The sequence below is a fragment of the Roseovarius tolerans genome (assembly GCF_900109855.1).
GTDB lineage: Bacteria > Pseudomonadota > Alphaproteobacteria > Rhodobacterales > Rhodobacteraceae > Roseovarius > Roseovarius tolerans.
On sequence record NZ_FOBO01000006.1, the window covers coordinates 88,836 to 113,530 of the forward strand.

Here is a 24,695-nt window from a genome sequence, read left to right on the forward strand (position 1 = left end):
GATAAAGGTCTGCAGAACAGGAGTTGGATCGCCGTACCGCGGCCCGTCGATGCGCGGCTCACGTCAACGGCAGCAACAGGCGAAAAACACCCAACCTCTTCGCACAAAGCGCGGCCGTCTATGCGCGCACTCCCTCAGGTGGTGGCGCGCTCCACGCCTTCGGCGATGGCGGAGCGGAGTTTTTTCTCCAGCGAGGCGCGTTTGGCTGCGGAGTGGAATTTCAGGCCGAACATGTCCTTGACGTAGAATGTGTCCACGACCTGTTCGCCATAGGTGGCGATCACCGCAGAGGCGATATAGACGTTCGAGCCTGCCAGCGTGCGCGTGAGATCATAGAGCAGGCCGGGGCGGTCGCGGGTATCGACCTCGATGATGGTGTAGACCTCGGAGCCGTCGTTATCGAAGGTGATATGCGTCGGCACGCGGAAGGCGCGTTCGCGTTTCTTGAGCTTGTCGCGGGACTTGATCGCCTCGCGGGGGACGACCTCGCCGCGCAGGGTCTTGAGGATCATCTGGCGCAGGCGGGGCAGGCGGTCGGCCTCGAACGGGTGGCCGTCGCCATCCTGTATCCAGAAGGCGGCGGTGGCGAAACCGTCCTTGGAGGTATAGGTTCGGGCGTCCACCACATTGGCCCCCACAAGGGCGAGCGCGCCGGCGAGGCGCGAGAAGATGCCGGGATGATCGGCCAGCGCGAAGCAGGCGCGGGTGGCGTCGCGGTCCTCGTCTATGGCGAGATCAATGCCGATATCGTCCTCGTGCAGCCCCTTGAGCAGCCGGGCAAAGACCACATGGGCCGTGACGTGCAGCCCCTGCCAGTAGGGCGGGTAGTGGCGCGTGGTTTCGTGCTTGAGATCGCGGGCATCCCAGTCGGTGAGCGCCTCGCGCAGGTTGCGCTTGGCATCGGCGCCGCGCTGTTCGCGGGTGATCGCCTCCATGCCGTCTTCGAGCACGTGGCGGGTCTGGCGGTAGAGGGCGCGCAGCAGCGAGGCCTTCCAGTTGTTCCAGGTGCCGGGGCCGACGCCGCGAATGTCGCAGACGGTGAGCAGGAGCAGCAGGTCGAGCCGCTCGCGGGTCTGCACCGCCTTGGCGAAGTCGCGCACGGTGCGGGGATCGGCGATGTCGCGTTTCTGGGCCATGTCGGACATCAGCAGGTGATAGCGCACCAGCCATTCGGCGGTATCGACCTCCTTGGGTTTCAGCCCAAGGCGCGGCCCGACCTTGCGGGTGATGCGCGCGCCGAGGATCGAGTGATCCTCGTCCCGGCCCTTGCCGATATCGTGCATCAGCAGTGCGACGTAGAGCACCCGGCGGTTGACGCCTTCCTTGAGGATCGACGACGAGACCGGCAATTCCTCGATCAGCTCGCGGCGCTCGATCTGGGCGAGGTGCGAGATGCATTGGATGATATGCTCGTCCACCGTGTAGTGGTGATACATGTTGAACTGCATCATCGCGACGACCGGTTCGAATTCGGGGATGAAGGCCGAGAGGATGCCAAGCTCGTTCATCCGGCGCAGGGCGCGCTCGGGGTTGCCGTGTTTCAGCAGCAGGTCGAGAAAGAGTTTCGCCGCGCGCGGGTCGTTGCGCATCTGCGCGTCGATCAGGTTCAGGTTGGCGGTGACCAGCAGCATCGCGTCGGGGTGGATGAGCAGCCCGGTGCGCAGCCCCTCCTCGAACAGGCGCAACAGGTTGAGCGGGTCGGAGAGGAACTCGGCCTCGTCCTTGATGGCGAGGCGGCCGTGGATTTCCTCGTAGCCCGGCTTGAGCGTCTTGCGGCGCTTGAGCAGGCGTTGCAGGAGCGGTTCGGATTTGAGCTGCGTGGCCTCCAGTTTGGTCAGGAAAATGCGGGTCAGGTCGCCCACTGATGTCGCGTGGCGGAAGTAATCCTGCATGAAGATCTCGACCCCGCGTCGTCCGGCGCTGTCGGAATAGCCCATGCGGGCGGCCACTTCGAGTTGCATGTCGAAGGTGAGTTGCTCGTTGGGCCGCCCCGAGATCAGGTGCAGGTGACAGCGCACCGCCCAGAGGAAATTCTCGGCGCGCAGGAAGGTGCTGAACTCGTCGCGGGTGAACATGCCGAGCGCCACAAGCTCGCTCACATCCTTGACATGGTGCAGGTACTTGGCGATCCAGAACAGCGATTGCAGGTCGCGCAGCCCGCCCTTGCCCTCCTTGACGTTGGGCTCGACCATGTAACGCTCGCCCTGTTTTTCGTGGCGGGCGTCGCGTTCTTCGAGCTTGGCCTCGGTGAACTGGCGCTCAGTGCCCTTGAAGAGGTTGTCGCGCAGGCGCTGGTTGAGTTTCGCCGCGAGACTGTCTTCGCCCGCCAGAAAGCGGTTTTCGAGGAGCGCTGTGCGAATGGTGAAATCGTCGGACCCGAGGCGCAGGCAGTCGCGGATGGTGCGGCTTGCATGGCCGACCTTGAGGCGCAGATCCCACAGGATGTAGAGCATCGATTCGATCACGCTCTCGGCCCAGGGGGTGATCTTGTAGGGGGTCAGAAAGAGCAGGTCGACATCCGATTGCGGGGCCATCTCGCCGCGCCCGTAGCCGCCGACGGCAAAGACCGCGATGCGTTCGGATCCGGTGGGGTTGGGCAGCGGGTGCATGTGCTGCGTCGCCAGATCGAGCGCGCTGAGGATGATGCAATCGGTGAGCCAGCAATAGGCGCGGGTGGCGGGGCGGGCGTCAAAAGGCCGGGCGGAAAACGCCTCGGCGATGGCGGTGCGCCCGGCTTTCATCCGCTCCGACAGGATGCCGACGGCGGCGCGGCGCAGGGCGGCCATGTCGCCTGCGGCCTCGTTCACCGCGCGGTCGAGCGCCGCGCGGGTGGCGGGTTCGTCGAAAATTTCCTGCGCCGGACAGATCAGATCGTCCGGGCGGGCCAGTGTCGTGATCATGTCAGGGTCTGGACCTCTGCGTCAAAATCCGGCCCCGCCAAAGCCTTGCGGTGCGGGCGACAGGATCGTGACCGCGTTGTCGGTGATCGTCGCCACGGCGAGGCCACGCTCGTTGGTGCCGTCGGCGCGCAGGCGGAAGACGCCGTTCACCCCCTGAAAGCCCGCCGATTGCGTCAGGCTGCCGCGCCCGAGATCCTGGCCGGCCTGCGCCAGCGCACCGATGGCGGCGATGCCGTCATAAGCGAGCCCCGCGATGGGATGCGGCGCGCGCCCGTTGGCGGCCTGAAACCGGTTGGTGAACTGCGCCGAACGGTTCGGGTCGGGCAGGGCGAACCAGCCACCCTGAACGCCCGGCAACTCCAGCGTTTGCGGCGGCGTGTCCCAGCGGCTGAGCCCGATATATTGCACCCGGTCGGGGCCCAGCCCGTTCTCGGGGAGCATCTGCGAGAAGAGCGGCAGGGCCCCGGCGGTGTTGGCGGTGAGGAAGATCGCGTCGGCGGCGTTGGTCTCGGCGGATTGCCGGATATTGGGCACCGCGTTCAGCACGCCTTGCTGCGAGAATTCATAGCCGACGCTGCCCGCGAGCGTCGCGCCGTTGTCGCGCACCGCCTGTTCGATGGCCGCGCGGCCAAGCTGTCCGGCGAGATTGTCAGAATAGACCGCCATGATCCGCGATTTGCCCTGCCCGGTGGCATAGCGCGCGAGGCGATTGGCGGTGTTCTGGAAGGTCTGGCCCAGAATGAAGAGATTGCCGCCCGCGATGGTCGGGTTGTTGGAGAAGGCCAGCACGTTGATGTTGCGCGGCGCCATGGCGACGGCAACCGCATTGGCGGATTCGGCATGCAGCGGCCCGACGATGATGCGCGCGCCGTCGGAGGCGGCGTTGAGCGCGGCCTGCTGGGCCTGTTGCGCCTGCCCGGCGGTGCCGTAGACGCGCAGGTCGATCTGCACGCCCGAGAGATCGGAGACCGCAAGGCGCGCCGCGTTCTCGAGATCGCGGGCCAGTTGGCTTTCCTGTGCATCGGCCGAGCCGTGCGGCACCAGCAGCGCCACCGGCACGGCCCCGCGTGTCGGTGTGCCGCCGCCCCCGGTGGTCACGGTCGAGACCGGCTGACAGGCGGCGGCCATCGTGAGGATGGCGAGCCCTGCGAGAAGGCGGGTGAACGGCTTGCGGATGACGTTTAAAACGGCGAACATGTGACGGTCTCACTCCCTGTTGCGTTGTGCCTGAGGCCAGACGCGATTGCGGACGATCATAACCGTCATATGGAGCGGGTCCAGTGATGAATCCCGACAAGCAGAAACTGGCCGCGGGGCTGTATCTCATTGCCACGCCGATCGGGGCGGCGCGTGACATCACGCTGCGCGCGCTCGACCTGCTGGCGGCGGCGGATGTGCTGGTCGCCGAGGACACGCGCAGCCTGCGGCGGTTGATGGATATTCACGGGCTGAGCCTCGGGGATCGGCCGCTCTGGCCCTATCACGATCACAATGGCGCGCGCATGCGGCCGCGAATCATGGCGGCGCTGGCCGAGGGAAAATCGGTGCTTTATGCCTCCGAGGCGGGCACGCCGATGGTCGCCGATCCGGGGTTCGACCTGGGGCGCGCGGTGGTGGCCGAGGGGTTCGATCTGGTGTCGGCCCCGGGCCCGTCGGCGGTGATCACGGCGCTCACATTGTCAGGGCTGCCCACCGACCGGTTCCTCTTTGCGGGGTTCCTGCCCAACACGTCGGGCAAGCGCAAGACCGCGCTGGGCGAGCTGGCCGAAGTGCCCGCAACGCTGGTGTTCTACGAATCCCCCAAGCGCGTGGCGGCCATGCTGCGCGATGCGGCGGAGGTGCTGGGCGCGGGGCGGCCGGCGGCGCTCTGCCGGGAGATCACCAAGAAATTCGAGGAGGTGCGGCGCGGGACATTGGCGGAACTGGCCGGGGGCTGTGCCGATACGGCGCCCAAGGGCGAGATCGTTGTCGTGGTGGGGCGCGGGGATTCAGAAAATATTAGTGAAATCGATTTAGACACGGTGTTGCGAGAGGCGTTGCAGGGGGGATCGGTGCGGGATGCCTCCGATCAGGTGGCGGCACGGCTGCGGCTACCGCGGCGCAAGGTCTATCAGCGGGCGCTGGTGCTGGCGGCGGAGCATGAAGGAGGCGAGGAATGAGCCAGATGAGTTTCGATTTCGAGGCCCCGGTGGTCGTTGCTGAGGTCGCGCCGCGCCGGGAGCGCGGCCTGCGGGCCTATCTGTCGGGCTGTGCGGCGGAGGATGCCGCGTTGCGCGCCTATGAGGCGCGGGGCGCGCGTCTGCTGGAACGGCGCTGGCGCGGGACGGGCGGGGAGATCGACCTGATCCTGCGTGAACCCGACAGTTACGTGTTTTGCGAGGTAAAGAAGGCGGTCAGTTTCGACCGGGCGCTGGAGCGGATCCGTCACGGGCAGGTGCAGCGCATTTTCACGTCGGCGTCGGAATATCTGGGCCACACGCCCGAAGGGCAGCTGGCATCGGTGCGGTTTGATCTGGTTCTGGTCAACGGAATGGGCGATCTGCGTCTGATGGAAAACGCATTTGGGCATTTCTGAATTGCACCTCTGCGCGGCATGACGCATGTAAGTGGCGGATCGCAACAGGGGGCCGCCCATGAAAATAGCCTTTCAGATGGACCCGATCGGGCCGATCGACATCAATGCCGACAGCACGTTCCGCCTTGCCGAAGAGGCGCAGGCGCGGGGGCATGAGCTGTTTTATTACCTGCCGGAACGGCTGGCCTATGACGAGGGACGGATCACCGCACGGGGCTGGCCGCTGACGGTGCAGCGGGTGGTGGGGGATCATTTCCACCTTGGCGAGGAGCAGACCGTCGATCTCGGCGCGTTCGACGTGGTCTGGCTGCGGCAGGATCCGCCTTTTGACATGTTCTACATCACCACCACGCATCTGTTGCAGCGACTGAGCCCCAAGACGCTGGTGGTCAATGATCCGTTCTGGGTGCGCAATTTTCCCGAGAAACTGCTGATCCTCGATTTTCCGGACCTGATGCCGCCGACGACCATCGCGCGCGACATCGAGACGATCAAGGCGTTCCGGGCGCGCCATGGCGACGTGATCCTCAAGCCGCTTTATGGCAATGGCGGGGCGGGGGTGTTTCATCTGCCGGAGGCCGATCGCAATCTGGCGAGCCTGCACGAGATGTTCACCGGGTTCAGCCGCGAGCCGCTGATCGTACAGAAATATCTGCCTGCGGTGAGCAAGGGCGACAAGCGGGTGATCCTGGTCGACGGGGTGCCGATCGGCGCGATCAACCGGGTGCCGGCGCAGGGTGAGACGCGGTCGAACATGCATGTCGGCGGGCGCGCCGAGAAGGTGGAGATGACCGCCCGCGACCGCGAGATCTGCGACCGGATCGGGCCGCTTCTTCGCGACAAGGGGCAGGTCTTCGTCGGCATCGACGTGATCGGCGATTACCTCACGGAAATCAACGTGACCTCGCCCACCGGCTTGCAGGAGCTGGAGCGGTTCGACGGGACCAATGGCGCGGGGCTGATCTGGGACGCGATCGAGGCGCGGCGGGCATGAGCTGGCAACTGGCGCTTCTGAACCGGCATCTGCGCTGGTTCGAGAAGCCGGCGCTGGCGCGGTTACCGGTGGAGCGGTTGCGGCGCTCGTTCGAGATCAAGTCGAAGATTTATTTTCATGCGCCGTGGGGGAGTGTCTATCGGCGGGAGCGTCTGGCGGATGTTCCGGTGCAATGGGCGCAGGCGCGCGCGGCCGGGGCCGGGCCGGTGATCCTTTACCTGCATGGCGGGGCCTATGTCTTCGGCTCATCCGACACGCATCGGGCGATGCTGGCGAAGCTCTCGGCGCTGACCGGGCTGCGCGCCTGCCTGCCGGATTACCGCCTTGCGCCCGACCATGCCTTTCCGGCGCAGATCGAGGATGCGCTGGCCTGTTTCCGGGCGCTGAGGGCCGAGCACGAGGTGATCCTCGGCGGGGACAGCGCCGGGGGTGCATTGGCGCTGGCCCTCTTGCACGAGATTCTGAAGCAGGGGATCGCGCCGCCGAAAGGGGTGTTTGCCCTGTCGCCGCTGGCGGACATGACGTTTTCGGGCGCGTCGGTCACCGAAAATGCGGCGCGCGACGTGGTGCTGTCGCCGGGGCGGATCGGGGAAATGCGCGAAATGTTTCTGGCCGGACAGGATCCGGGTGATCCGCGCGCCTCGCCGCTGCGGGGCGACTATGCCGGTGCGCCGCCGGTCTGGATGGCCGTCGGCGATACCGAGATCCTGCGCGATGACGCGGTGCGGATGCAGGGGGTGCTGGAGGCGCAGGGGGTGACAAGCGTGCTGCATGTCGAACGCGATCGCCCGCATGTCTGGCCGCTGTTTCACAATGTGCTGCCCGAGGCCAAGGCGACCCTGCGCGATCTGGCGGGGTGGATCAGCTCTCTTTGAGGGTGCCGATGCGAAAGCTGACGGCCTCGGCGACATGGGGTGGCGCACCGCCTTGTCGCCGTCGAGATCGGCGATGGTGCGGGCCACGCGCAGCACCCGGTGATAGCCGCGCGCCGTCAGGCCGAAGCGGTCGGCGACGCGGGTGAGCAGGGCGCGGCCCTCTGCATCGGGCGTGGCGATTTCTTCCAGGGCCTCGCCTTCGGCATCGGCATTGAGGCGCATGTCGGGCCGGTCGGCAAATCGGGCCTGTTGCACCGCCCGCGCCGTCGCGACCCGCGCGGCCACCTGCGCGGAGGTGTCGCCCGAGGCGGGCAGGTCGAGATCGGTGAAGGCCACGGGCGGCACCTCGACCCGCAGGTCAAAACGGTCCATCAGGGGGCCCGAGATGCGGCCCATGTAATCCTCGCCACAGTTTGGTGCCCGCGAGCAGGCGCGGGCCGGGTCCGAAAGGTAGCCGCATTTGCACGGGTTGGCGGCGGCGACCAGCATGAAGCGGCAGGGGTATTTCACATGAGCGTTGGCGCGGGCGATCATCACCTCGCCGGTCTCGACCGGCTGGCGCAGGGTTTCCAGAACGGTGCGGGGAAATTCGGGGAATTCGTCCATGAAGAGCACGCCGTTATGCGCAAGGCTGATCTCGCCCGGTGACGCCCGGCGGCCCCCGCCGACGATGGCGGCCATCGAGGCGGTGTGATGCGGCTCTCGGAACGGGCGGCTGCGGCTGATCCCGCCTTCGGAGAGGAGCCCGGCAAGCGAGTGGATCATCGAGGTTTCAAGCGCCTCGGGGGCGGTAAGGGGCGGCAGGATGCCGGGCAGGCGGGCCGCGAGCATGGATTTGCCTGAGCCGGGCGTACCTACCATCATCAGGTGGTGACGTCCGGCGGCGGCGATTTCGAGGCCGCGCTTGGCGCGTTCCTGGCCCTTGACGTCACGCAGGTCGCGGCCTTGGGCTGTCTCGATCACCTCGCCTGCCTCGGCCGGTTGCAGGGGGGCTTGGCCGGTATAGTGGCGCACCACGTCCGCGAGGCTGCCCGCGCCGATCACTTGCGCGGCACCCACCCATGCGGCCTCGGCGCCGCAGGCGCGGGGGCAGAGCAGGGTGCGGTTGTCCTCGGCGGCGGCCATGGCGGCGGGCAGCGCACCGATGACGGGGATGAGTGTGACGTCGAGGGACAATTCGCCGAGCGCGGTGGTGCCCTCGGCGGCGTCGGAGGGGATGATCTCGAGCGCCGCGAGCAGGGCAAGGGCGATGGGCAGGTCGAAATGGCTGCCTTCCTTGGGCAGATCGGCGGGGGAGAGATTGACGGTGATGCGCTTGGAGGGCAGGGCGATGGCCATGGAGGAGAGCGCGGTGCGCACCCGGTCGCGGGCCTCGGACACGGCCTTGTCGGGCAGGCCGACGAGCGAGAAGGCCGGCACGCCCGGAGTGATGGCGCATTGCACCTCGACCGTGCGCGCCTCGACCCCCTCGAAAGCCACGGTATAGGCGCGTGCGACCATGCGGGTCCTTTCCGGTTACGTCATGGTTAATGCGTAGCGCGGCAGGCGTTTAGGAAAGGTTAACGGGGGGTGTGTTGGCCTGGACCGGACATTGCCGTAAGCCGCGCAACTGCCAGGCCGCGGGCTGGCGATGTTGCGGCGGCCTTCGGCTTCGATTCCGCGCCTGGTTTGCTGATCCAACGACCGCTCCAGGCCAACCCGTTTCGACGGTCCCGCCGCTACCCGCGACCCTGCGGGTGGGCGCGGGCATAGACCTCCATCAGGCGGGCGGTGTCGACGCCGGTATAGGCCTGCGTGGTCGAGAGCGAGGCATGCCCCAACAGTTCCTGGATCGCGCGCAGGTCGCCGCCCGCGTTGAGCAGGTGGGTGGCGAAGCTGTGGCGCATGGCGTGCGGCGTGGCGGTGGCGGGCAGGCCAAGCTGGGCGCGGGTGCGCTCTACCACCTTTTGCACCGCGCGGGGGCCGAGCGCGCCGCCGCGCGCGCCGAAAAAGAGCGGGCCGGTGCGGGTCATGTCATAGGGGCAAATCTGCGCGTAACGCGCCACCGCCGCGCGGGCGGGGGCGATCACCGGTACCAGCCGTTCCTTATTGCCCTTGCCGATGATGCGCAGCGTGTCGCCGATCGGCAGCACCGCGCCGGTGAGGCCAAGCGCCTCGGAGATGCGCAGCCCGCAGCCATAGAGCAGCGTCACCACCGCCTGATCGCGCGCGGCGATCCAAGGGGTGAGGGATTGCATTTCAAGCGTCTCGATCACCTCGCTGGCGGCCTCGGGTGAGAGCGGGCGCGGGAGTTTGCGCTGGAACTTGGGCGCGCGGATCGACAGGACGGCGGTTGGCTCGAAGCCCTCGCGTTCGGACAGCCAGCGATAGAAGCTCTTGACCGCCGAAAGCTTGCGGGCGAGCGAGCGGGGGCCGATATCCTGCCCCCGCGTGAAGGCCATCCATGCGCGCATGTCGGCGGTGGTGATGCGAGCGAGCGCGCCGAGGCCCTGGGTCTGGCCGTGATGTTCGGTCATGAAGGCCAGAAAGCCCGCAACGTCGCGGGCGTAGGCGTCGAGTGTATTGTCGGAGGCCCCCTTGAGCGCCTTTTGCCCCGCCAGCCAGCCCTGCAGGGCGTCGCGGGCGGCGGCGGAGATCATGACAGCCAGCGGCGCATCGTTCGCTCGAACACGCCTGCGAAGAAGGCCAGAAGGTCGGTGCCCTGCTGCGGGCTGAACTGATGCGGGTTTTCGGCCCCCATGACCAGCATGCCGGGCAGGCGGTCGGCCCCGAAATCCAGCAGCAGGCATGCCTCGGAGCGCACGAATCCGGCGTCGCGGCCATAGATCCGCATGTCGCCCTCTTCGATCTGGCGCAGCGTCACCTGCCGGGCGGGCACGTCGCGCCCGCTGGTGAGATAGGATTTGATGAAGCCGGGTTCGGCCACCGAGAGCACATCGCCCAAGCGGCGCACGGCCGGATCGCTGTCGTTTTGTACCGATTCGAGCACGAGGCGCACCGAATCGACCCGCAGGATATGCGCCACCTCGCCGTCGAGATCGCGCAGGAAGGTCTCGAACTCCACCGGGTCGAGCATGCGCAGGATTGCGCGATGCACCTGATTGGTGCCCGCGAGATTTTCGTAGGCGGCAGCGATCACCGAGCGGTGGGTGTCCTCGAGCCGGTCGAGCCGTGCCTCGAGCCGTTCCATCGCGATGCCGCGCAGATCGACGATATTGCCCCCCATGGCACGCTCGTTCGCGGCGATGAGGGCGCGCATAAGGTCTTGATCGTCAAGGATAACATCGGGCTGCGCGATGATCTTTTCGCGCAGGTGATCATTCATCTCGGGCTTGCTGCTCATTTGGGCCTCGGAGTATTTTTTGACGTTATAGCAGATCACGCGGGGAATGCCGCAAGAAATTTCGAGGCTGCGCCGCGATCCTCCCCCCAAGGCGTCATCGTCCGGCGTGACCGGACGATCTCCTGTGGCATGAGATCCTCGGATCAAGTCCGAGGATGACGGGCGCGGGGCCGCGTCAGTGGAGGGCGGGTGACTGACCGTTGTCACCGTCCGGCTGGACCGGACGATCTGCCGGGTGAGAGATCCTCGGGTCAAGCCCGAGGATGACGGGGGGCGGGACAAGTCCGAGGATGACCGGGCGGCGTCGGGTCAGAGGATCTTCTGCCCTGTTTTTTCCCAATCGGACATAAACGCCTCGAGCCCCTTGTCGGTGAGGATGTGATTGGCCATCGCCTTGATCACGGCGGGGGGTGCTGTCATCACGTCGGCGCCGATCTGGGCGGATTGGAAGGCGTGGTTCACGGTGCGGATCGAGGCCGCGAGGATCTGCGTCTCGAAGCCGTAATTGTCGTAAATCTGGCGGATATCCGCGATCAGGTCCATTCCGTCGAGATTGATGTCGTCAAGCCGCCCGATGAAGGGCGAGATGAAGGTGGCCCCCGCCTTGGCCGCCAAAAGCGCCTGATTGGCCGAAAAGCACAGCGTCACGTTGACCATGTTTCCCTCGCCCGAGAGCACCTTGCAGGCCTTGAGCCCGTCCCATGTGAGCGGCACCTTGACGGCGATGTTGTCGGCGATCTGCGCGAGTTTGCGGCCCTCGGCGATCATCTCGTCGGCCTTCAGCGCCACGACCTCGGCGCTGACCGGGCCATCGACCATGCCGGCGATTTCCTTGGTGACTTCGAGAATGTCGCGCCCGGATTTGAGGATCAGCGACGGGTTGGTGGTGACGCCATCGACCATGCCAAGCTCGTTCAACTCGGCGATCTGATCGGTTTCTGCGGTATCGACAAAGAATTTCATGGGCCTGCCCTCTCTGGCGGGTTGGGTTGTTTCAGCTTCGCGTTTACCGCATAGATCAACCTGCCGAAACCCCTCTTGACGCCCAAGGCAAGGAGCCGCCCCGTGACCGAACAGCCGCCGGAGTTTCATCACGAAGGCGCGCTCGTGGCGGTGTTGACGGCGCAGCCCTTGGAGGGTCCGCTGGATTACCGTGCGCCCGAGGGGGGATGTCTGCACGGCGCCTTTGTCGAGGTGCCGCTGGGGCCGCGCAAGGTGCTGGGCGTGGTCTGGGGCGCGGGGCGCGGGGGGTTCGACCTCAAGAAGGCGCGCAGTATCATTCGGGTGCTTGATGTGGCCCCGATGCGCGCAGAGATGCAGGAATTTCTGCGCTGCGCGGCGGAGTATACGCTGACGCCCCTACCCGCGATGTTGCGGCTGGCGACGCGCGCGCCGGGGCTGAGCGATCCGCCGTCGATGCAGAAGGTCTATCGGCCGGGCGAGGACGCGCCCGCGCGGATGACCGATGCCCGCGCGCGGGTGCTGGAGGTGCTGCGCGCGCATGGTGGGCTGGGGTTCACGCTGCGCGAGTTGAGCGACATGGCCGGGGTCACGTCCTCGGTGGTCAAGGGGCTGGTGAAACAGGGTGCCGTGCGCGAGGAGGATACGCCGCGCGACCGCGCCTTTGCGCGGCTCGATCCGGATCTGCCCGCGAAAGATTTGACCGACGATCAGGCGCAGGCCGCTGAGCGGCTGCGCGACGGCGTGCAGTCGCAGGGCTATGGCACCACATTGCTGCGCGGTGTCACCGGGTCGGGCAAGACCGAGGTTTACCTGGAGGCGGTGGCCGAGACGCTGCGGCGGGGGCGTCAGGCACTAGTCCTTTTGCCGGAGATCGCGCTGACGGCGGAGTTTCTCACACGGGTCGAGGCGCGGTTCGGGGCGCGCCCCGCCGAGTGGCATTCCGGCGTGACCATGACCGAGCGGCGGCGGACGTGGAAGATGGTCGGGCAGGGGGCGGCACAGATGGTGGTGGGCGCGCGCTCGGCGCTTTTTCTGCCGTTTCAGAATCTTGGCCTGATCGTGGTGGATGAGGAGCATGACAGTTCCTACAAGCAGGAGGATGGCGTGCTTTACAATGCGCGCGACATGGCCGTGCTGCGGGCGTCCTTGTGCGATGCGCGGGTGGTGCTGGCTTCGGCCACGCCGAGCCTTGAGAGCTGGGCCAATGCCGAGGCCGGGAAATACGAGCGGCTGGATCTCGAGGCGCGTTACGGGGCGGCGGTGATGCCGGAACTGGCGGCGATCGACATGCGGGCCGAGACGCTGCCATCGAACCGATGGGTGTCGCCGACATTGCAGGCCGCGGTCAATGCGCGGGTGGCGGCGGGGGAGCAGGCGCTGTTGTTTCTCAACCGGCGCGGCTATGCGCCGACCACGATCTGCCGGGCCTGCGGTCATCAGATCGGCTGCGAGCATTGCGATGCGCGGATGGTCGAGCACCGCTTTCAGAAGCGGCTGATCTGTCATCAATGCGGCGAGAGCGCGCCGGTGCCGAGTGCGTGCCCGTCCTGCGGGGCCGAGGACCGGCTGGCCGCCGTGGGCCCCGGGGTGGAGCGGCTGGCAGAGGAGGCGGCCGCGCTGTTTCCGCAGGCGCGGATCGCGGTGCTGTCGTCGGACTTATTCGGCTCGGCCCGCGCGCTCAAGGAGCAGATCGTGGAGATCGCCCAAGGCGCCGCCGACATCATCATCGGCACGCAACTCGTTGCAAAGGGACATAATTTTCCGCTGCTGACGTTGGTGGGTGTGATCGACGCCGATCTGGGGTTGCAGGGCAGTGACCTGCGCGCCGCCGAGCGGACGTTTCAGCTGATGCGGCAGGTGGCGGGGCGTGCCGGGCGGGCCGAGCGGGCGGGGCGCGCGGTGTTGCAGACCTATCAGCCCGAGCACCCGGTGATCCGCGCGATCCTCGCGGGTGACGAGGAAGGCTTCTGGCGGGCCGAAGCCGGGGCGCGGCGTGAGGCGGGCGTGCCGCCCTATGGGCGGATGGCGGGGATCATCCTCAGTTCACCCGACATGCAGGCGGTGTTCGATCTCGGGTCGGAACTGGCGCGACGGGACGGGCCGATCCGGGCGGTGGGGGCGCAGGTCTTTGGCCCCGCGCCTGCGCCGATCGCGCGTATCCGGGGGCGGCACCGGGTGCGGCTCTTGGTGAAGGCACCCAAGGGCGTGGCGCTGCAATCCGCGCTGTCGGCCTGGGTCGGGCAGTTGCGGCTGCCCGCGCAGGCACGGCTGAGCGTGGATATCGACCCGCAGAGCTTTTACTGACGACGAAAGCGCCAGACATCGCGCCGCGCAGGGTTATTTGGTCTCGGCGAGCGCATTCTTTGAAACGACATCCTGTGTCGGTGCGGGCTGAGGTTCGGGAAACCACAAGCTTGGCGTCAGGGAGTTCGTGCTGATCCCCATTGAAATTGCTGGGGTTGCGGAAAGGAAGACAAGAATGGCGATTGCAGTGGTTTTCATGGTTTCTATCCCCGTGTTGAAATATGACGGTGGAGCCATGATGACCGTGTTGAATAATGGCGGCTATGAACCGGGTCACAGTTCATTTTAAATCCTGATAAGTATCTGTTTCATGGAACAGAAAACCTGATCGGCCTTTGCCGCAGTCCTCGTGTTGATGGGTCCGTTCCGCTTGGCCCGTCACGGCGTGGTCAGCCTATCGGGGTTCGCGAGAATGGTTTTGGCACCAGGTGGCGAAGTGACGCCCTGTCGGTGGAGCGCATTGCAAAAGCTGCATGCTTGCATAGCTGGAAGCTGAAACGCGCAACCGCGAAAAGGAGACGAATATGGCTGACCGCACGACGAGCATCGAGAATCTGCAAACCGCGCTGTCGATGGAACTGACGGCGGTGCATCAATACCTGCTGCATGCCCACACGCTGGAGGATTGGGGCATCGACAAGCTGGCCGCGAAGATGCGCGAGGAGATGCACGAGGAGCTGGGCCATGCCGGGGCCTTCATCGACCGGATCATGTTCTTGGGCGGTGTGCCCAAGCTGGAAGCTGCCAAGACGCCGCAGAAGGCCGAGAGCCTCAAGGCGCTCTTCGAGGCCGACAAGGGGGAGGAAGCCGGGGCGATTGAGTTCTACACCAAGGCCGCGCGGCAGGCCTTCGAGAGCGACGATATCGGCACGCGGGCGCTGTTCGAGCGGATCGTGCAGGATGAGGAGGGGCATTGGGAATGGCTCGACCTGCAGCTTGATCTGTTGCGCAAGCTGGGTGAGCCTGCGTTCATGACCAATTACATGAGTGGCACGAGCGCCGATCAGGGCGCGGGCTGAGCGGCGGTTGGTCCGTTGTCCGGACCCAAGGTCATCCTCGGGCCTGACCCGAGGATCCCTCAATCATGAGATCCTCTGGTCAGGCCAGAGGATGACGGGGAGTAGGGGGCGAGGATGACGGGGCGCAGGGGATGAGAATGGATGACGGGGCGCAGGGGATGAGAATGACGGCAGGTGAAGGTGGCGGGACGGCGCTTTCTTGAAAAGAAAGCGGTCCGAAATCTTTTGAAGATTTCGGATGCTGGCGGGTGTGGCCTCTCGCCAAAGCCGAAACTTGGGCGTAAGGAATGCGCATGAGTGCGCAATTTCCCCTTGGGCGTGCGCGGGAGCTGCCGGTCTGGCGGCGTCCCGTCACGCTGTTGTTCCTGATGGCCGCCGCGATGCCGGTGGCCTTTGCGACGTGGTCGGCGCTGCTCAATAATTTCGTGATCGAGATGGCGGCGTTCGACGGCTCGGATATCGGCTGGCTGCATACCGTGCGCGAGATCCCCGGCTTTTTCGCCGTGGGGGTGATCGCGCTCATTATCTTCATGCATGAGCAGGTGCTGGGGCTGGTGTCGCTCTTGCTGCTGGGCGTGGCCACCGCGCTTACTGCGCAGTTCCCGACATTGGGCGGTATCCTGACGATCACCATGCTCAGTTCCATCGGGTTTCATTATTATGAGACGGTCAATCAGTCGCTGCAATTGCAATGGCTGGACAAGCTGCGCGCGCCGCAGATGCTGGGCTGGCTGCTGGCGGCGGGATCGGGGGCCACTTTGGTCGCCTATGTGCTGATCGTGCTGACCTGGCAGGCGTTCGATATCAGCTATAACACCGTCTACATGATCTCGGGCGGGTTCACCGCCTGTGTCGCGGTGTTCTGTCTGCTCGCCTATCCGAAGTTCGAGGCGCCCAATCCGCAGGTCAAGAAGATGGTGCTGCGGCGGCGCTACTGGCTCTATTATGCACTGCAATTCATGGCGGGCGCGCGGCGGCAGATTTTCGTGGTCTTCGCGGGCTTCATGATGGTCGAGAAGTTCGGCTTTGAAGTCCACGAGGTGACCGCGCTCTTCCTGATCAACCTTGTGGTCAACATGGTGGCCGCGCCGCTGATGGGGCGGGCGGTGTTCCGCTTTGGCGAGCGCAACACGTTGGTCTTTGAATATGTCGGGCTGGCGTTGGTGTTCTTGGCCTATGGCGGAATCTACTTCTTCGGCTGGGGCGTGGTGCTGGCGGCGACGCTCTATGTGGTGGATCATGTGCTGTTCTCGCTGGCCCTTGCGCTCAAGACCTATTTCCAGAAGATCGCCGATCCCGGGGACATCGCGCCGACCGCTGCCGTGGCGTTCACCATCAACCATATCGCGGCGGTGTTCCTGCCGGCGCTTCTGGGCTATCTGTGGCTGATCTCGCCTGCGGCGGTGTTCATGGCGGCGGCGGGCATGGCCTGTGTATCGCTGGCGCTTGCGCTGCTGATCCCGCGCCACCCGGAGCCGGGCAACGAGACCGTGTTTGCGCGGTTCATCCCCGCGCCCGCCGAATAATCCCCAAGAATTGAGGCCGACATGCCGACCTATACCGCGCTCACCACGCTATCCGACAAATCTCAGGCAGAGGCGCTGGCCGAGGCGCTGGAAGGGCTGACGCCCGAACCGACCGGCGTGGGGGCCTTCGAGATGGAGGACGGGTCCGGACTGTGGGAGATCGGTGCTTATTTCGAGGAGGCCCCGGACGAGGCGGGGCTGGCCCTGCTGGCGACGATCCACGAGGCAAAGCCCTTTGCGGTGTCGGAACTGCCCGAGGTGGACTGGGTCGCCAAGGTGCGGCGCGATCTGAGCCCGGTCGAGGCGGGGCGGTTCTTTGTCTATGGCAGCCACGATGCCGACCGCGTGCCGGAGGGCTGCGAGCCCTTGCTGATCGAGGCGTCGATGGCGTTTGGGACCGGGCATCATGGCACCACATTGGGCTGCCTGCGCGCGCTTGACCGGCTGGCCGATGCAGGCTTTGTCGGGCGTTCGGTGCTTGATCTGGGCTGTGGCACTGCCGTTCTGGCGATGGGGGCGGCGCGGATCTGGCCGGGGGTGATGCTGGCCTCGGATATCGACGCGGTGGCGGTCGAGGTGGCCGAGGCCAACGTGGCGGCCAACGATCTGGGCGGACGCGTGCGCTGTGTCGAGGCGACCGGGCTCGATCATCCGGAGTTGCTGGCCGCAAGTCCTTATGACCTGATCTTCGCCAATATCCTCAAGGGGCCGCTGATCGCGCTTGCCCCCGAGATCACGGCGCGGCTGCGGCCCGGCGGAAAGGTGATTCTCTCAGGCATCTTGAACGAGCAGGCCGACGAGGTGGTCGGGGTTTATGCACAGGCCGGAAACAATCTTGATCATCGCGATGAAATTGGTGACTGGACGACGCTGGTGATGTCCAGAAACTCTTGAAATTAAGTCTAAAATTGGCCCGGCTTGCCAATTCTGCCTTGTTTCCGCCATAATCGAGGCGTAGTTTTTTCTCAATTACGGTGGGGGTCGTGATTGGGGAAATGTTGCCATGACTGATGTGCACCAAGCCTTTAATTCTCGCGTCAAGGCGCTTGACCGCAAACGTGCCCGCTCCGGGTATGGATATGTCGGCAAGGTCCGCAGTGACGGCCTTACCGTTTTCAAACCCAAGCGGCGGATGCCGGGTCTTCCGATCCGCGGTCTGCTCTACATGGTTCTGGGCTTTGTCTTTTTCAAAGGCGTCGTTCTCGCCCATCTGGGCGGGGTCACCTATGAGGAGCGCGTGGCGCAATTGGCCGAGGGCAGCCTCATTCAGCAGGCGGGCGCGGCGGTGATGCAGCCCGACCCGTTGACGCGGATCATGGCGCGCTATCTGGCGCCGGTTTTGCGCTGATCCTGAACTGATCGGGTCGTCTGACGGAAAAAGCCCTGCGCAGCTGTGTCTGTGCAGGGCTTTTCTGTGTTGTCCGGGTCGTGCGACCCGCGTCGTTGCGCATCAGATGTTGCGTGCAACGACGTCGATGTCGCCACGGGTCAGGCCGATATCGTCAAGCTCGCGGTCCGAGAGTTGCGACAGGGCGTTGCGCGTGGCGCGGCGCTCGTTCCATGCGACGAGCATGGACAGGACGCGAGAGGCGAGAGAGCCGAAACCGGCGTGAGGGGCGTGGGCGCGGGTGGTGTCAAGAGCGGCCATGAGAGTGTTCCTTGAATGGGTGGTTGCGGAGGAATTACGTTTCTGCAGTGCAGCTAGTGAGACAATCCTGTTCTCGCAAGCCGGGATTATTGCATAGTTCTTATGCATTTAATGCATGGGTCGGAGCGGCGTTCAAGTTGTTGTTTGTAAGTGGTTTTTCATTTCACCGAGCCTCGGGTGATCCTGTCGGGGCGGCAATTCTGCAACGTTTTGCCGTGGGGCTGGGCAAAATGGAAACTTGCATTCCCCTTGGTCTTTGTTCTTGTTTCGTGCTATTGCATCGAAAAACAGGCGGGCAGGGCTGAAAAAACATGCGGGTATTGGGCATAGATCCCGGGTTGCGCAACATGGGCTGGGGCGTGATCGACGTGGACGGCAGCCGTCTGAGCCATGTGGCGAATGGCATCTGCCATTCGACCGGCGTGGACCTCGGCGCGCGGCTTTTGTCGCTGCATGAGCAGCTGACCGACATTTTCCATCGTTATGATCCGACTGCGGCGGCGGTGGAGCAGACATTCGTCAACAAGGACGGGGCGGGCACGCTCAAGCTGGGGCAGGCGCGTGGCATCGCCCTCTTGGTACCTGCGCAATACGGGCTGACGGTCGGGGAATACGCGCCCAACTCGGTCAAGAAGACGGTGGTGGGTGTGGGCCATGCCGCCAAGGAGCAGGTGGCGCATATGGTCAAGGTGCAACTGCCGGGCGTGGTGCTGGCCGGGCCGGATGCGGCGGATGCGCTGGCGATTGCCATTTGCCACGCGCATCACGCGCGCTCGGGCGACATGCTGGCCCGCGCGGTGGCGAGGGCGGGCGCATGATCGGGCGGATCGCGGGACGGATCGACTACCGCGCGAGCGATCACGTGCTGATTGACGTGCGCGGGGTGGGGTATCTGGTCTATTGCTCGGACCGGACGCTGTCGTCGCTGCCTGCCGTGGGCGGCATGGCCGCGCTTTATACCGATCTGCTGGTGCGCGAGGATATCCTGCAACTCTTCGGCTTTTCGACGCTGGTGGAAAAGGAATGGCACCGGTTGCTGATGAGCGTGCAGGGGATCGGGGCCAAGGCATCGCTGGCCATTCTGGGCGCGCTCGGCCCGGATGGGGTGAGCCGTGCGATTGCCATCGGCGACTGGAACGCGGTGACGGCGGCCAAGGGGGTGGGCGCCAAGACCGCGCAGCGCGTGGTCAACGAGTTGAAGGACAAGGCGCCCACGGTGATGGCGATGGGCAGCGCGCCCCCGCCCGCGCAGGATGCGGGCGAGGTGATCGAGGCAGAGAGCGTCGCCGCCCCAGTTGCGGCCCCGGTGATGCCTGCGGGGAACGGCGCGCAGGCCGAGGCGCTGTCGGCGCTGACCAATCTGGGCTATGCCCCGGGCGAGGCGGCGGGTGCTGTGGCGCAGGCGGCGGGTGAGACGGCGCAGGCCGACACGCCTACGCTCATCCGCGCGGCGCTGCGCCTGCTGGCACCGAAAGGCTAAGATGTGACCGATCCGGACCCGACATTGCGCGCCGAGGCATTGCCCGAGGATCAGGACCGCAGCCTGCGACCGCAGGCGCTCAAGGAATTCATCGGGCAGCGCGAGGCGCGGGCCAATCTGGCGGTGTTCATCCAATCGGCGCGGCAGCGTGGCGATGCGATGGATCACACGCTGTTTCACGGCCCCCCCGGTCTGGGCAAGACGACGCTGGCGCAGATCATGGCGCGCGAATTGGGGGTGGGGTTTCGCATGACCTCCGGCCCGGTCTTGGCCAAGGCGGGGGATCTTGCGGCGATCCTGACCAATCTGGAGCGCAATGATGTTCTGTTCATCGACGAAATCCATCGCCTCAATGCGGCGGTGGAAGAGGTGCTTTACCCCGCGATGGAGGATTTCGAGCTTGATCTGGTGATCGGCGAGGGACCGGCGGCGCGCACCGTGCGGATCGAGTTGCAACCCTTCACGCTGGTCGGGGCGACAACGCGGCTGGGGCTGCTCACCACGCCGCTGCGCGACCGCTTCGGCATTCCCACGCGCCTGCAATTCTACGAGATCGACGAGTTGCACGAGATTGTGCGGCGCAATGCCAAATTGCTGAACATTCCCACCGACCCGGATGGCGCGCGCGAGATCGCGCGACGCTCGCGCGGGACGCCGCGCATCGCCGGGCGTCTGTTGCGCCGGGTGGTGGATTTCGCGGTGGTTGAGGGCGGCGGCAAGATCAGCCGGGAATTGGCCGATGCCTCGCTCACCCGGCTGGGGGTGGATCATCTGGGGCTGGATGGGGCCGACCGGCGCTATCTGCGGCTGATCGCCGAGGCCTATCAGGGCGGGCCGGTCGGGATCGAGACGATCAGCGCGGCCTTGTCCGAGAGCCGGGATGCATTGGAAGAGGTGATCGAGCCGTTTCTGTTGCAGCAGGGCCTGATTCAGCGCACGCCGCGCGGGCGGATGCTGGCGCAGGGCGGCTGGACGCATCTAGGCTTGCCCGCGCCGGGACCGAAAGGGCAGAACGATCTATTCGGCAAGTGACGGTGCCCCGGTGCGGGTGTCGGATTTGAGTATTTTTGCCATAAAGAAACCGGGATTTGCGGGATCGGGCGGGGCCTGCTAGAGGGGCGCGGGATATGGAGGACGCTGCATGAGTGACATGCTGGAGCCCGCCGAGATCGAGGCGCTGTTTACCCGCACCAACGGGACGTTTCTGTTCGCCCGCTGGGGGCGGCCTATCGTGCCGATTGTCTTTGGCGTCGATGACCGGACGCTCGGTATCGTCAAGGGCGCGATCGAGGCGGTGGTGGCGCTGGCCGATCACAAGATGTCCGAGACCGACCCGGAACTGGGCGCGAACCTGATGATCTTTTTCTTTCGCGACTGGGAAGAGCTGCGCGAGGTGCCCGATCTGGACCGGCTGGTGCCCGACCTTGGTCCGCTGGTGGATCGGCTGATCACGGCAGGGGCCAATCAGTATCGCATCTTTCGCTTTGACGAGGCGGGGGCGATCCGGGCGTCTTTCGTGTTCCTGCGTATGGACGAGGAGTTGAGCGCGGTGCCCGCCGAGACGCTGGCGCTGAGCCAGATCGTGCAGACCGTCCTGCTCTGGTCGGACCGCGCCTTTACCGACCGGTCGCCGCTGGCGGCCTTACCGAGCGGCGAGTTGGTGCTGCGTCCCGAGATCGGCGCGCTCATTCGGGCGGGCTATGACCCGGTTCTGCCTGCCGTGGCACAGGACCCGAGCCACGCGCTGCGGTTGAGCGCGCGGCTGACGCGCATGTAAACCGGGCGGGCGACCCGGGATTTGGCCGCGTTTGCGCCGTGGCACCGGCCTTTGCGGCCTCTGGGCACTTGACCGAATCTGGTGAAACGGCGTTATTACCCCTCATTATCTGGGGGTGTGTTATATGAGAAACGCAATTTGTGGGGCGGTGCTGGCATTTGCCGGGCTGGGCCTGGCCGCGGCGTCGGCGGCGCAGACCTGTGGCGGGGACTATACGGTCAAGCGCGGTGACAGCCTGTCGCCGATCGCGGACAACCAATACCGTGACGCGGGCAAGTGGACCGTGGTGCATTCCGGCAATATCGACGCGATTGGCGAGAACCCCAACAATATCCGGGTCGGCATGTCGCTGCGCCTGCGCTGCATCGACGGGTTGCCCGAGGGTTTGCCCGGCGGGCAGGCGGCAGAGGCCGTGGCGCCCGAGCCTGCCGCATTGGTAGTGGCCCCCGGCACCGCCACGACGCGCCGCAAGATCAACATCCTCACGGGCAGCGATTTCTGGCCCTTCACCGACAAGGACATGCCCGAGGGCGGCGTTCTGGCGCACGTGGTGCAGGCCGCGATGGAGGCAGCCGATCCGGCGCAGGGTTTTGCGGTGCATTGGGTCGATGACTGGGCGTCGCATTTCGAGCCGCTGTTGTCGAACGCGCTGCTGGATATCGGGTTTCCGTGGTTTCGCCCCGATTGTGAGAGCGATCCCGAGACCTATCGCTGTGCCAACCTGATCTTTTCGGACTCGATGTTCGAGGTTCTGATGCTGCTTTTCGTCGACACGAGCCGCCCCATCGCCTTCAACAATGCGGGCGATTTGCAAGGCCGGGTGCTGTGCCGACCGGCGGGGTATTCGACGTATATTTTCGATCAGCACGGGCGCAACTGGCTGAAAGACGGGGTGATCACCCTCAAGACCCCCGCCTCGCCCGGCGATTGCCTGCGGTTGCTGACCGAAGGCGAGGTCGATGGCGTGGTGCTCAACGAATTCCTCGGCCGGGGCAAGATCAAGGAGATGGGGCTGGAGGACCGTGTCGTGGTGGCGCAGGGGCAGCCGATCTCGGTCGATGGCAATCACATGGTGGTTCACAGGTCGCATCCCGAGGGGCGCGCGCTGCTCGCGATCTTCGAGCAGGGGCTGGTGCAGATCAAGGCCGATGGCACCTATCAGCGCATCATCGACGAGCACATGACCCGTGTCTAGGCGGAGTTCTAGGGCGATGCGGGGTGTCGTGACGGGGATTGCCGCTGCGCTGATGCTGGCCCTGCCGGGGGCGGCGCGGGCCTTGTGTGACGTGACCTACCGGGTGCAGCCCGGCGATACGCTCTTGTCGGTCGCGGCGCAGCATTACGAGGCGTCGGATCAGTGGACGCTGATCTATTATGCCAATCAGTCGGCACTTGCCGGGCAGGTGCAGAGCCTGGTCGCGGGCGCGGAAATCTACATTCCCTGCCCGGCAGAGAACCCTGTGGCCGACGCCACGCCGCTGGTGCAGAAGGGGGCGGAGATGACGCTGCTGACCGGCGGTGGCAAGCTGCCCTTTGCCGATCCGGACTGGCCCGGTGGGGGGCTGGCGACGGAACTTGTCAATGCGGCGCTGGAGTTGAGCCCGTCGCCGGTGCCCTATGAGGTGGTCTGGGAGGAGGACTGGTCGCGGCACCTGTTCCCGCTTCTGGAGGAAAAGCGCTATGACATGGGCTTTCCCTGGCCCAAGCCCGATTGTGCCGCCACGCCCGAGGACGCGCGTTGCGCCAGTTTCCATTTCTCCGATCCGCTGCTCGATCTGCCGATCATGCTGTTTCGGCGGGCGGAGGGTGATTTTTTCTACGAGAGCGATGCCGATATCATCGGCAAGCGGCTATGCCGGCCCAAGGGGCGGTTCACCCATGATCTGGACCGGTCGGGGCGGCGCTGGCTGGCGCAGGATCAGATCGAGCTGATGCAGCCGGGCACGCCGGAGGAATGCTTTGCCGCGCTGATGGCGGGGCAGGTGGATGCGGTCAGCCTCGACGTGTTCGAAGGGGCGGCCAAGATCGTGGCCATGGGCCTGAGGGGGCGGGTGGTGCCGGTCGATCAGCCGCTGTCGCGGGAGGCGTTTCACGTGGTGATTTCCAAGACCCATTGGCGCGGTACGACGCATCTCTACCGGCTGAATGCGGGGCTGGCCCGGTTGCGCGAGAGCGGGCGTTACAACGAGATCGTGCAGCGGCATCTGGCGCTGTTTTGGGAAGAGTTGCAGTAGGGGCGGTTGTGGCCTGAAGCTGCCGTTGACGTGAGCCGCGCATCGACGGGCCGCGGTACGGCGATCCAACGCGTGTTCGGCAGCACTTTATCTCTGCCACGTCAGGAAAACATCCACGTGATGCGCAGGTTGCAGCCAAATCGCCGTGCCGGGGGGCGGCCCGGCGATGCGCGGCGGCCTTCGGCCTTGTTCCGCGCAGGTGCTACAATCTAACGACAGCTCAAGGCCAACCGCGACCTTCCCTGTCATCCACCCGACGTTGGTTTCAACGCCCGCGCTATCCGGCCCGCGCGCCGGAAAACCGCGCAACCGCGACACCGGCGGCTTCAAGCTCCGCGCGCAGCCCGCGCGCGATTTCGACCGCTTCAGGCGTATCGCCATGCAGGCAGATCGTGTCGATCCGGGTGGCGATATGCTTGCCACTCTCGGCGATGATCGCGCCCGCGCGGATCATCTCGAGGATTCGCGCCGAAGCCAGTGCTGCATCATGGATCACAGCGTCCGGCTTGCGCCGGTCGACCAGCGTGCAATCATCGTTGTAAGCCCGGTCGGCGAAGATCTCGCAGGCCATGCGCGCGCCGAGATCGCGGGCGGCCACCTCCTGCGCGGTGCCCGCAAGGACCATCACGATGATCTCCGGGTCGACCGAAAGTGCTGCGGTATAGGCGGCGCGGGCAAGCTCTGCATCCTCAGAGGCCATGTTGGCGAGCGCGCCGTGCAGTTTCAGGTGGCGCACTTTGCCCCCAGCCGCCCGCGCCATCGCCTGTGCTGCGCCCAACTGATAGCGCACGAGATTGCCAAGCGTCTCATGCCCGAGGTCGATGCGGCGGCGGCCAAACCCCTGAAGGTCAGCAAAACCGGGATGCGCGCCGATGCCCACGTCTCGCGCGACAGCGCCTGCCATGCTGCGCGCCATCACATCCGGGTCGCCCGCGTGAAAGCCGCAGGCGATATTGGCGGAACTGACCACCTCCAGCAGCGCCGCATCGTCGCCCATGGTCCAAGGGCCAAAGCTCTCGCTCATGTCGGCATTCAGATCGACGCTTGCTTGCATGGG

The 24,695-nt window shown here is 65.6% G+C and carries 23 protein-coding genes and 1 pseudogene; 16 read left to right on the forward strand and 8 right to left on the reverse strand.

From position 1 onward, the window contains the following. Positions 1-134: 134 nt before the first annotated feature. Positions 135-2,900, reverse strand: coding sequence for a [protein-PII] uridylyltransferase (locus tag BMX04_RS07680; protein ID WP_074785697.1), 2,766 nt, complete (start codon positions 2,898-2,900; stop codon positions 135-137). Positions 2,901-2,921: 21 nt separating this feature from the next. Further along, a complete protein-coding gene (locus BMX04_RS07685; protein ID WP_050663668.1) occupies positions 2,922-4,097 on the reverse strand; it encodes a penicillin-binding protein activator in 1,176 nt (391 codons plus the stop codon). Positions 4,098-4,183: 86 nt separating this feature from the next. Here BMX04_RS07685 and rsmI point away from each other — a divergent pair, with 86 nt between their 5' ends. The 4 genes from rsmI to BMX04_RS07705 are packed head-to-tail and all read left to right on the forward strand — an operon-like array spanning position 4,184 to position 7,344. After that, positions 4,184-5,059, forward strand: coding sequence for a 16S rRNA (cytidine(1402)-2'-O)-methyltransferase (rsmI, locus tag BMX04_RS07690; protein WP_074785698.1), 876 nt, complete (start codon positions 4,184-4,186; stop codon positions 5,057-5,059). Further along, positions 5,056-5,475, forward strand: a complete 420-nt coding sequence (locus tag BMX04_RS07695) for a YraN family protein (protein ID WP_074785699.1) — start codon at positions 5,056-5,058, stop codon at positions 5,473-5,475. The genes rsmI and BMX04_RS07695 overlap by 4 nt, the downstream gene beginning before the upstream one ends. Positions 5,476-5,533: 58 nt before the next feature. Further along, entirely contained in the window at positions 5,534-6,469 is a 936-nt protein-coding gene (gshB, locus tag BMX04_RS07700) for a glutathione synthase (RefSeq protein WP_074785700.1), read from the forward strand. Beyond that, positions 6,466-7,344, forward strand: coding sequence for an alpha/beta hydrolase fold domain-containing protein (locus BMX04_RS07705; RefSeq protein ID WP_074785701.1), 879 nt, complete (start codon positions 6,466-6,468; stop codon positions 7,342-7,344). Before gshB ends, BMX04_RS07705 begins: the two co-directional genes overlap by 4 nt. On the opposite strand, the pseudogene BMX04_RS07710 reads toward BMX04_RS07705, so the two are convergent. The 4 genes and pseudogenes from BMX04_RS07710 to fsa form a co-directional block, all read right to left on the reverse strand. Continuing rightward, positions 7,331-8,844: pseudogene (locus tag BMX04_RS07710) on the reverse strand (YifB family Mg chelatase-like AAA ATPase). The gene BMX04_RS07705 and the pseudogene BMX04_RS07710 overlap by 14 nt on opposite strands. A 218-nt stretch (positions 8,845-9,062) precedes the next feature. After that, positions 9,063-9,983, reverse strand: coding sequence for a tyrosine recombinase XerC (locus BMX04_RS07715; protein WP_050663662.1), 921 nt, complete (start codon positions 9,981-9,983; stop codon positions 9,063-9,065). Continuing rightward, a complete protein-coding gene (locus tag BMX04_RS07720; protein WP_074785802.1) occupies positions 9,980-10,687 on the reverse strand; it encodes a DUF484 family protein in 708 nt (235 codons plus the stop codon). The genes BMX04_RS07715 and BMX04_RS07720 overlap by 4 nt, the downstream gene beginning before the upstream one ends. A 309-nt stretch (positions 10,688-10,996) precedes the next feature. Beyond that, on the reverse strand, positions 10,997-11,650 hold the full coding sequence (fsa, locus tag BMX04_RS07725; protein ID WP_050663660.1) for a fructose-6-phosphate aldolase: 654 nt from the start codon (positions 11,648-11,650) through the stop codon (positions 10,997-10,999). A 102-nt stretch (positions 11,651-11,752) separates the two neighbouring features. On the opposite strand from fsa, the gene BMX04_RS07730 reads away from it, so the two are divergent. The 6 genes from BMX04_RS07730 (at position 11,753) to BMX04_RS07750 (ending at position 17,847) form a co-directional block, all read left to right on the forward strand. After that, complete coding sequence (locus BMX04_RS07730) at positions 11,753-13,954, forward strand: primosomal protein N' (RefSeq protein ID WP_074785702.1); 2,202 nt, start codon at positions 11,753-11,755, stop codon at positions 13,952-13,954. Between the two features lie 127 nt (positions 13,955-14,081). Beyond that, positions 14,082-14,243 carry a hypothetical protein gene (locus BMX04_RS19385; protein WP_175477339.1) on the forward strand — a complete coding sequence of 54 codons (162 nt, stop codon included), beginning with the start codon at positions 14,082-14,084 and terminating at the stop codon, positions 14,241-14,243. Between the two features lie 235 nt (positions 14,244-14,478). Then, entirely contained in the window at positions 14,479-14,973 is a 495-nt protein-coding gene (locus BMX04_RS07735; protein WP_074785703.1) for a bacterioferritin, read from the forward strand. Positions 14,974-15,266: 293 nt separating this feature from the next. Next, complete coding sequence (locus BMX04_RS07740; protein ID WP_074785704.1) at positions 15,267-16,499, forward strand: MFS transporter; 1,233 nt, start codon at positions 15,267-15,269, stop codon at positions 16,497-16,499. A gap of 21 nt (positions 16,500-16,520) precedes the next feature. Further along, positions 16,521-17,393, forward strand: a complete 873-nt coding sequence (locus BMX04_RS07745; protein WP_074785705.1) for a 50S ribosomal protein L11 methyltransferase — start codon at positions 16,521-16,523, stop codon at positions 17,391-17,393. 109 nt (positions 17,394-17,502) lie between these two features. Continuing rightward, entirely contained in the window at positions 17,503-17,847 is a 345-nt protein-coding gene (locus BMX04_RS07750) for a hypothetical protein (RefSeq protein ID WP_074785706.1), read from the forward strand. A 102-nt stretch (positions 17,848-17,949) separates the two neighbouring features. Here BMX04_RS07750 and BMX04_RS07755 read toward each other — a convergent pair whose 3' ends face one another. Further along, positions 17,950-18,147, reverse strand: coding sequence for a DUF1127 domain-containing protein (locus BMX04_RS07755; protein WP_050664333.1), 198 nt, complete (start codon positions 18,145-18,147; stop codon positions 17,950-17,952). Positions 18,148-18,458: 311 nt separating this feature from the next. Between BMX04_RS07755 and ruvC the strand changes: the two genes are divergently transcribed. The 6 genes from ruvC (at position 18,459) to BMX04_RS07785 (ending at position 23,638) form a co-directional block, all read left to right on the forward strand. After that, the gene (ruvC, locus tag BMX04_RS07760; protein ID WP_050664332.1) at positions 18,459-18,965 is read left to right on the forward strand and encodes a crossover junction endodeoxyribonuclease RuvC; all 507 of its coding nucleotides are present in this window, start codon (positions 18,459-18,461) and stop codon (positions 18,963-18,965) included. Then, positions 18,962-19,627, forward strand: a complete 666-nt coding sequence (gene ruvA, locus BMX04_RS07765) for a Holliday junction branch migration protein RuvA (RefSeq protein ID WP_074785707.1) — start codon at positions 18,962-18,964, stop codon at positions 19,625-19,627. Before ruvC ends, ruvA begins: the two co-directional genes overlap by 4 nt. A 3-nt stretch (positions 19,628-19,630) precedes the next feature. After that, a complete protein-coding gene (gene ruvB, locus BMX04_RS07770) occupies positions 19,631-20,659 on the forward strand; it encodes a Holliday junction branch migration DNA helicase RuvB (RefSeq protein ID WP_050664330.1) in 1,029 nt (342 codons plus the stop codon). A gap of 109 nt (positions 20,660-20,768) precedes the next feature. Beyond that, a complete protein-coding gene (locus BMX04_RS07775) occupies positions 20,769-21,404 on the forward strand; it encodes a hypothetical protein (protein WP_244888501.1) in 636 nt (211 codons plus the stop codon). A 124-nt stretch (positions 21,405-21,528) separates the two neighbouring features. Further along, positions 21,529-22,599 (forward strand): transporter substrate-binding domain-containing protein, encoded by a 1,071-nt coding sequence (locus tag BMX04_RS07780; protein WP_074785708.1) that lies wholly within the window; start codon positions 21,529-21,531, stop codon positions 22,597-22,599. 16 nt (positions 22,600-22,615) lie between these two features. After that, the gene (locus tag BMX04_RS07785) at positions 22,616-23,638 is read left to right on the forward strand and encodes a transporter substrate-binding domain-containing protein (RefSeq protein ID WP_074785709.1); all 1,023 of its coding nucleotides are present in this window, start codon (positions 22,616-22,618) and stop codon (positions 23,636-23,638) included. Between the two features lie 277 nt (positions 23,639-23,915). On the opposite strand, the gene BMX04_RS07790 is transcribed toward BMX04_RS07785, so the two are convergent. Continuing rightward, positions 23,916-24,692, reverse strand: coding sequence for a LamB/YcsF family protein (locus BMX04_RS07790; RefSeq protein ID WP_074785710.1), 777 nt, complete (start codon positions 24,690-24,692; stop codon positions 23,916-23,918). Positions 24,693-24,695: the final 3 nt, after the last annotated feature.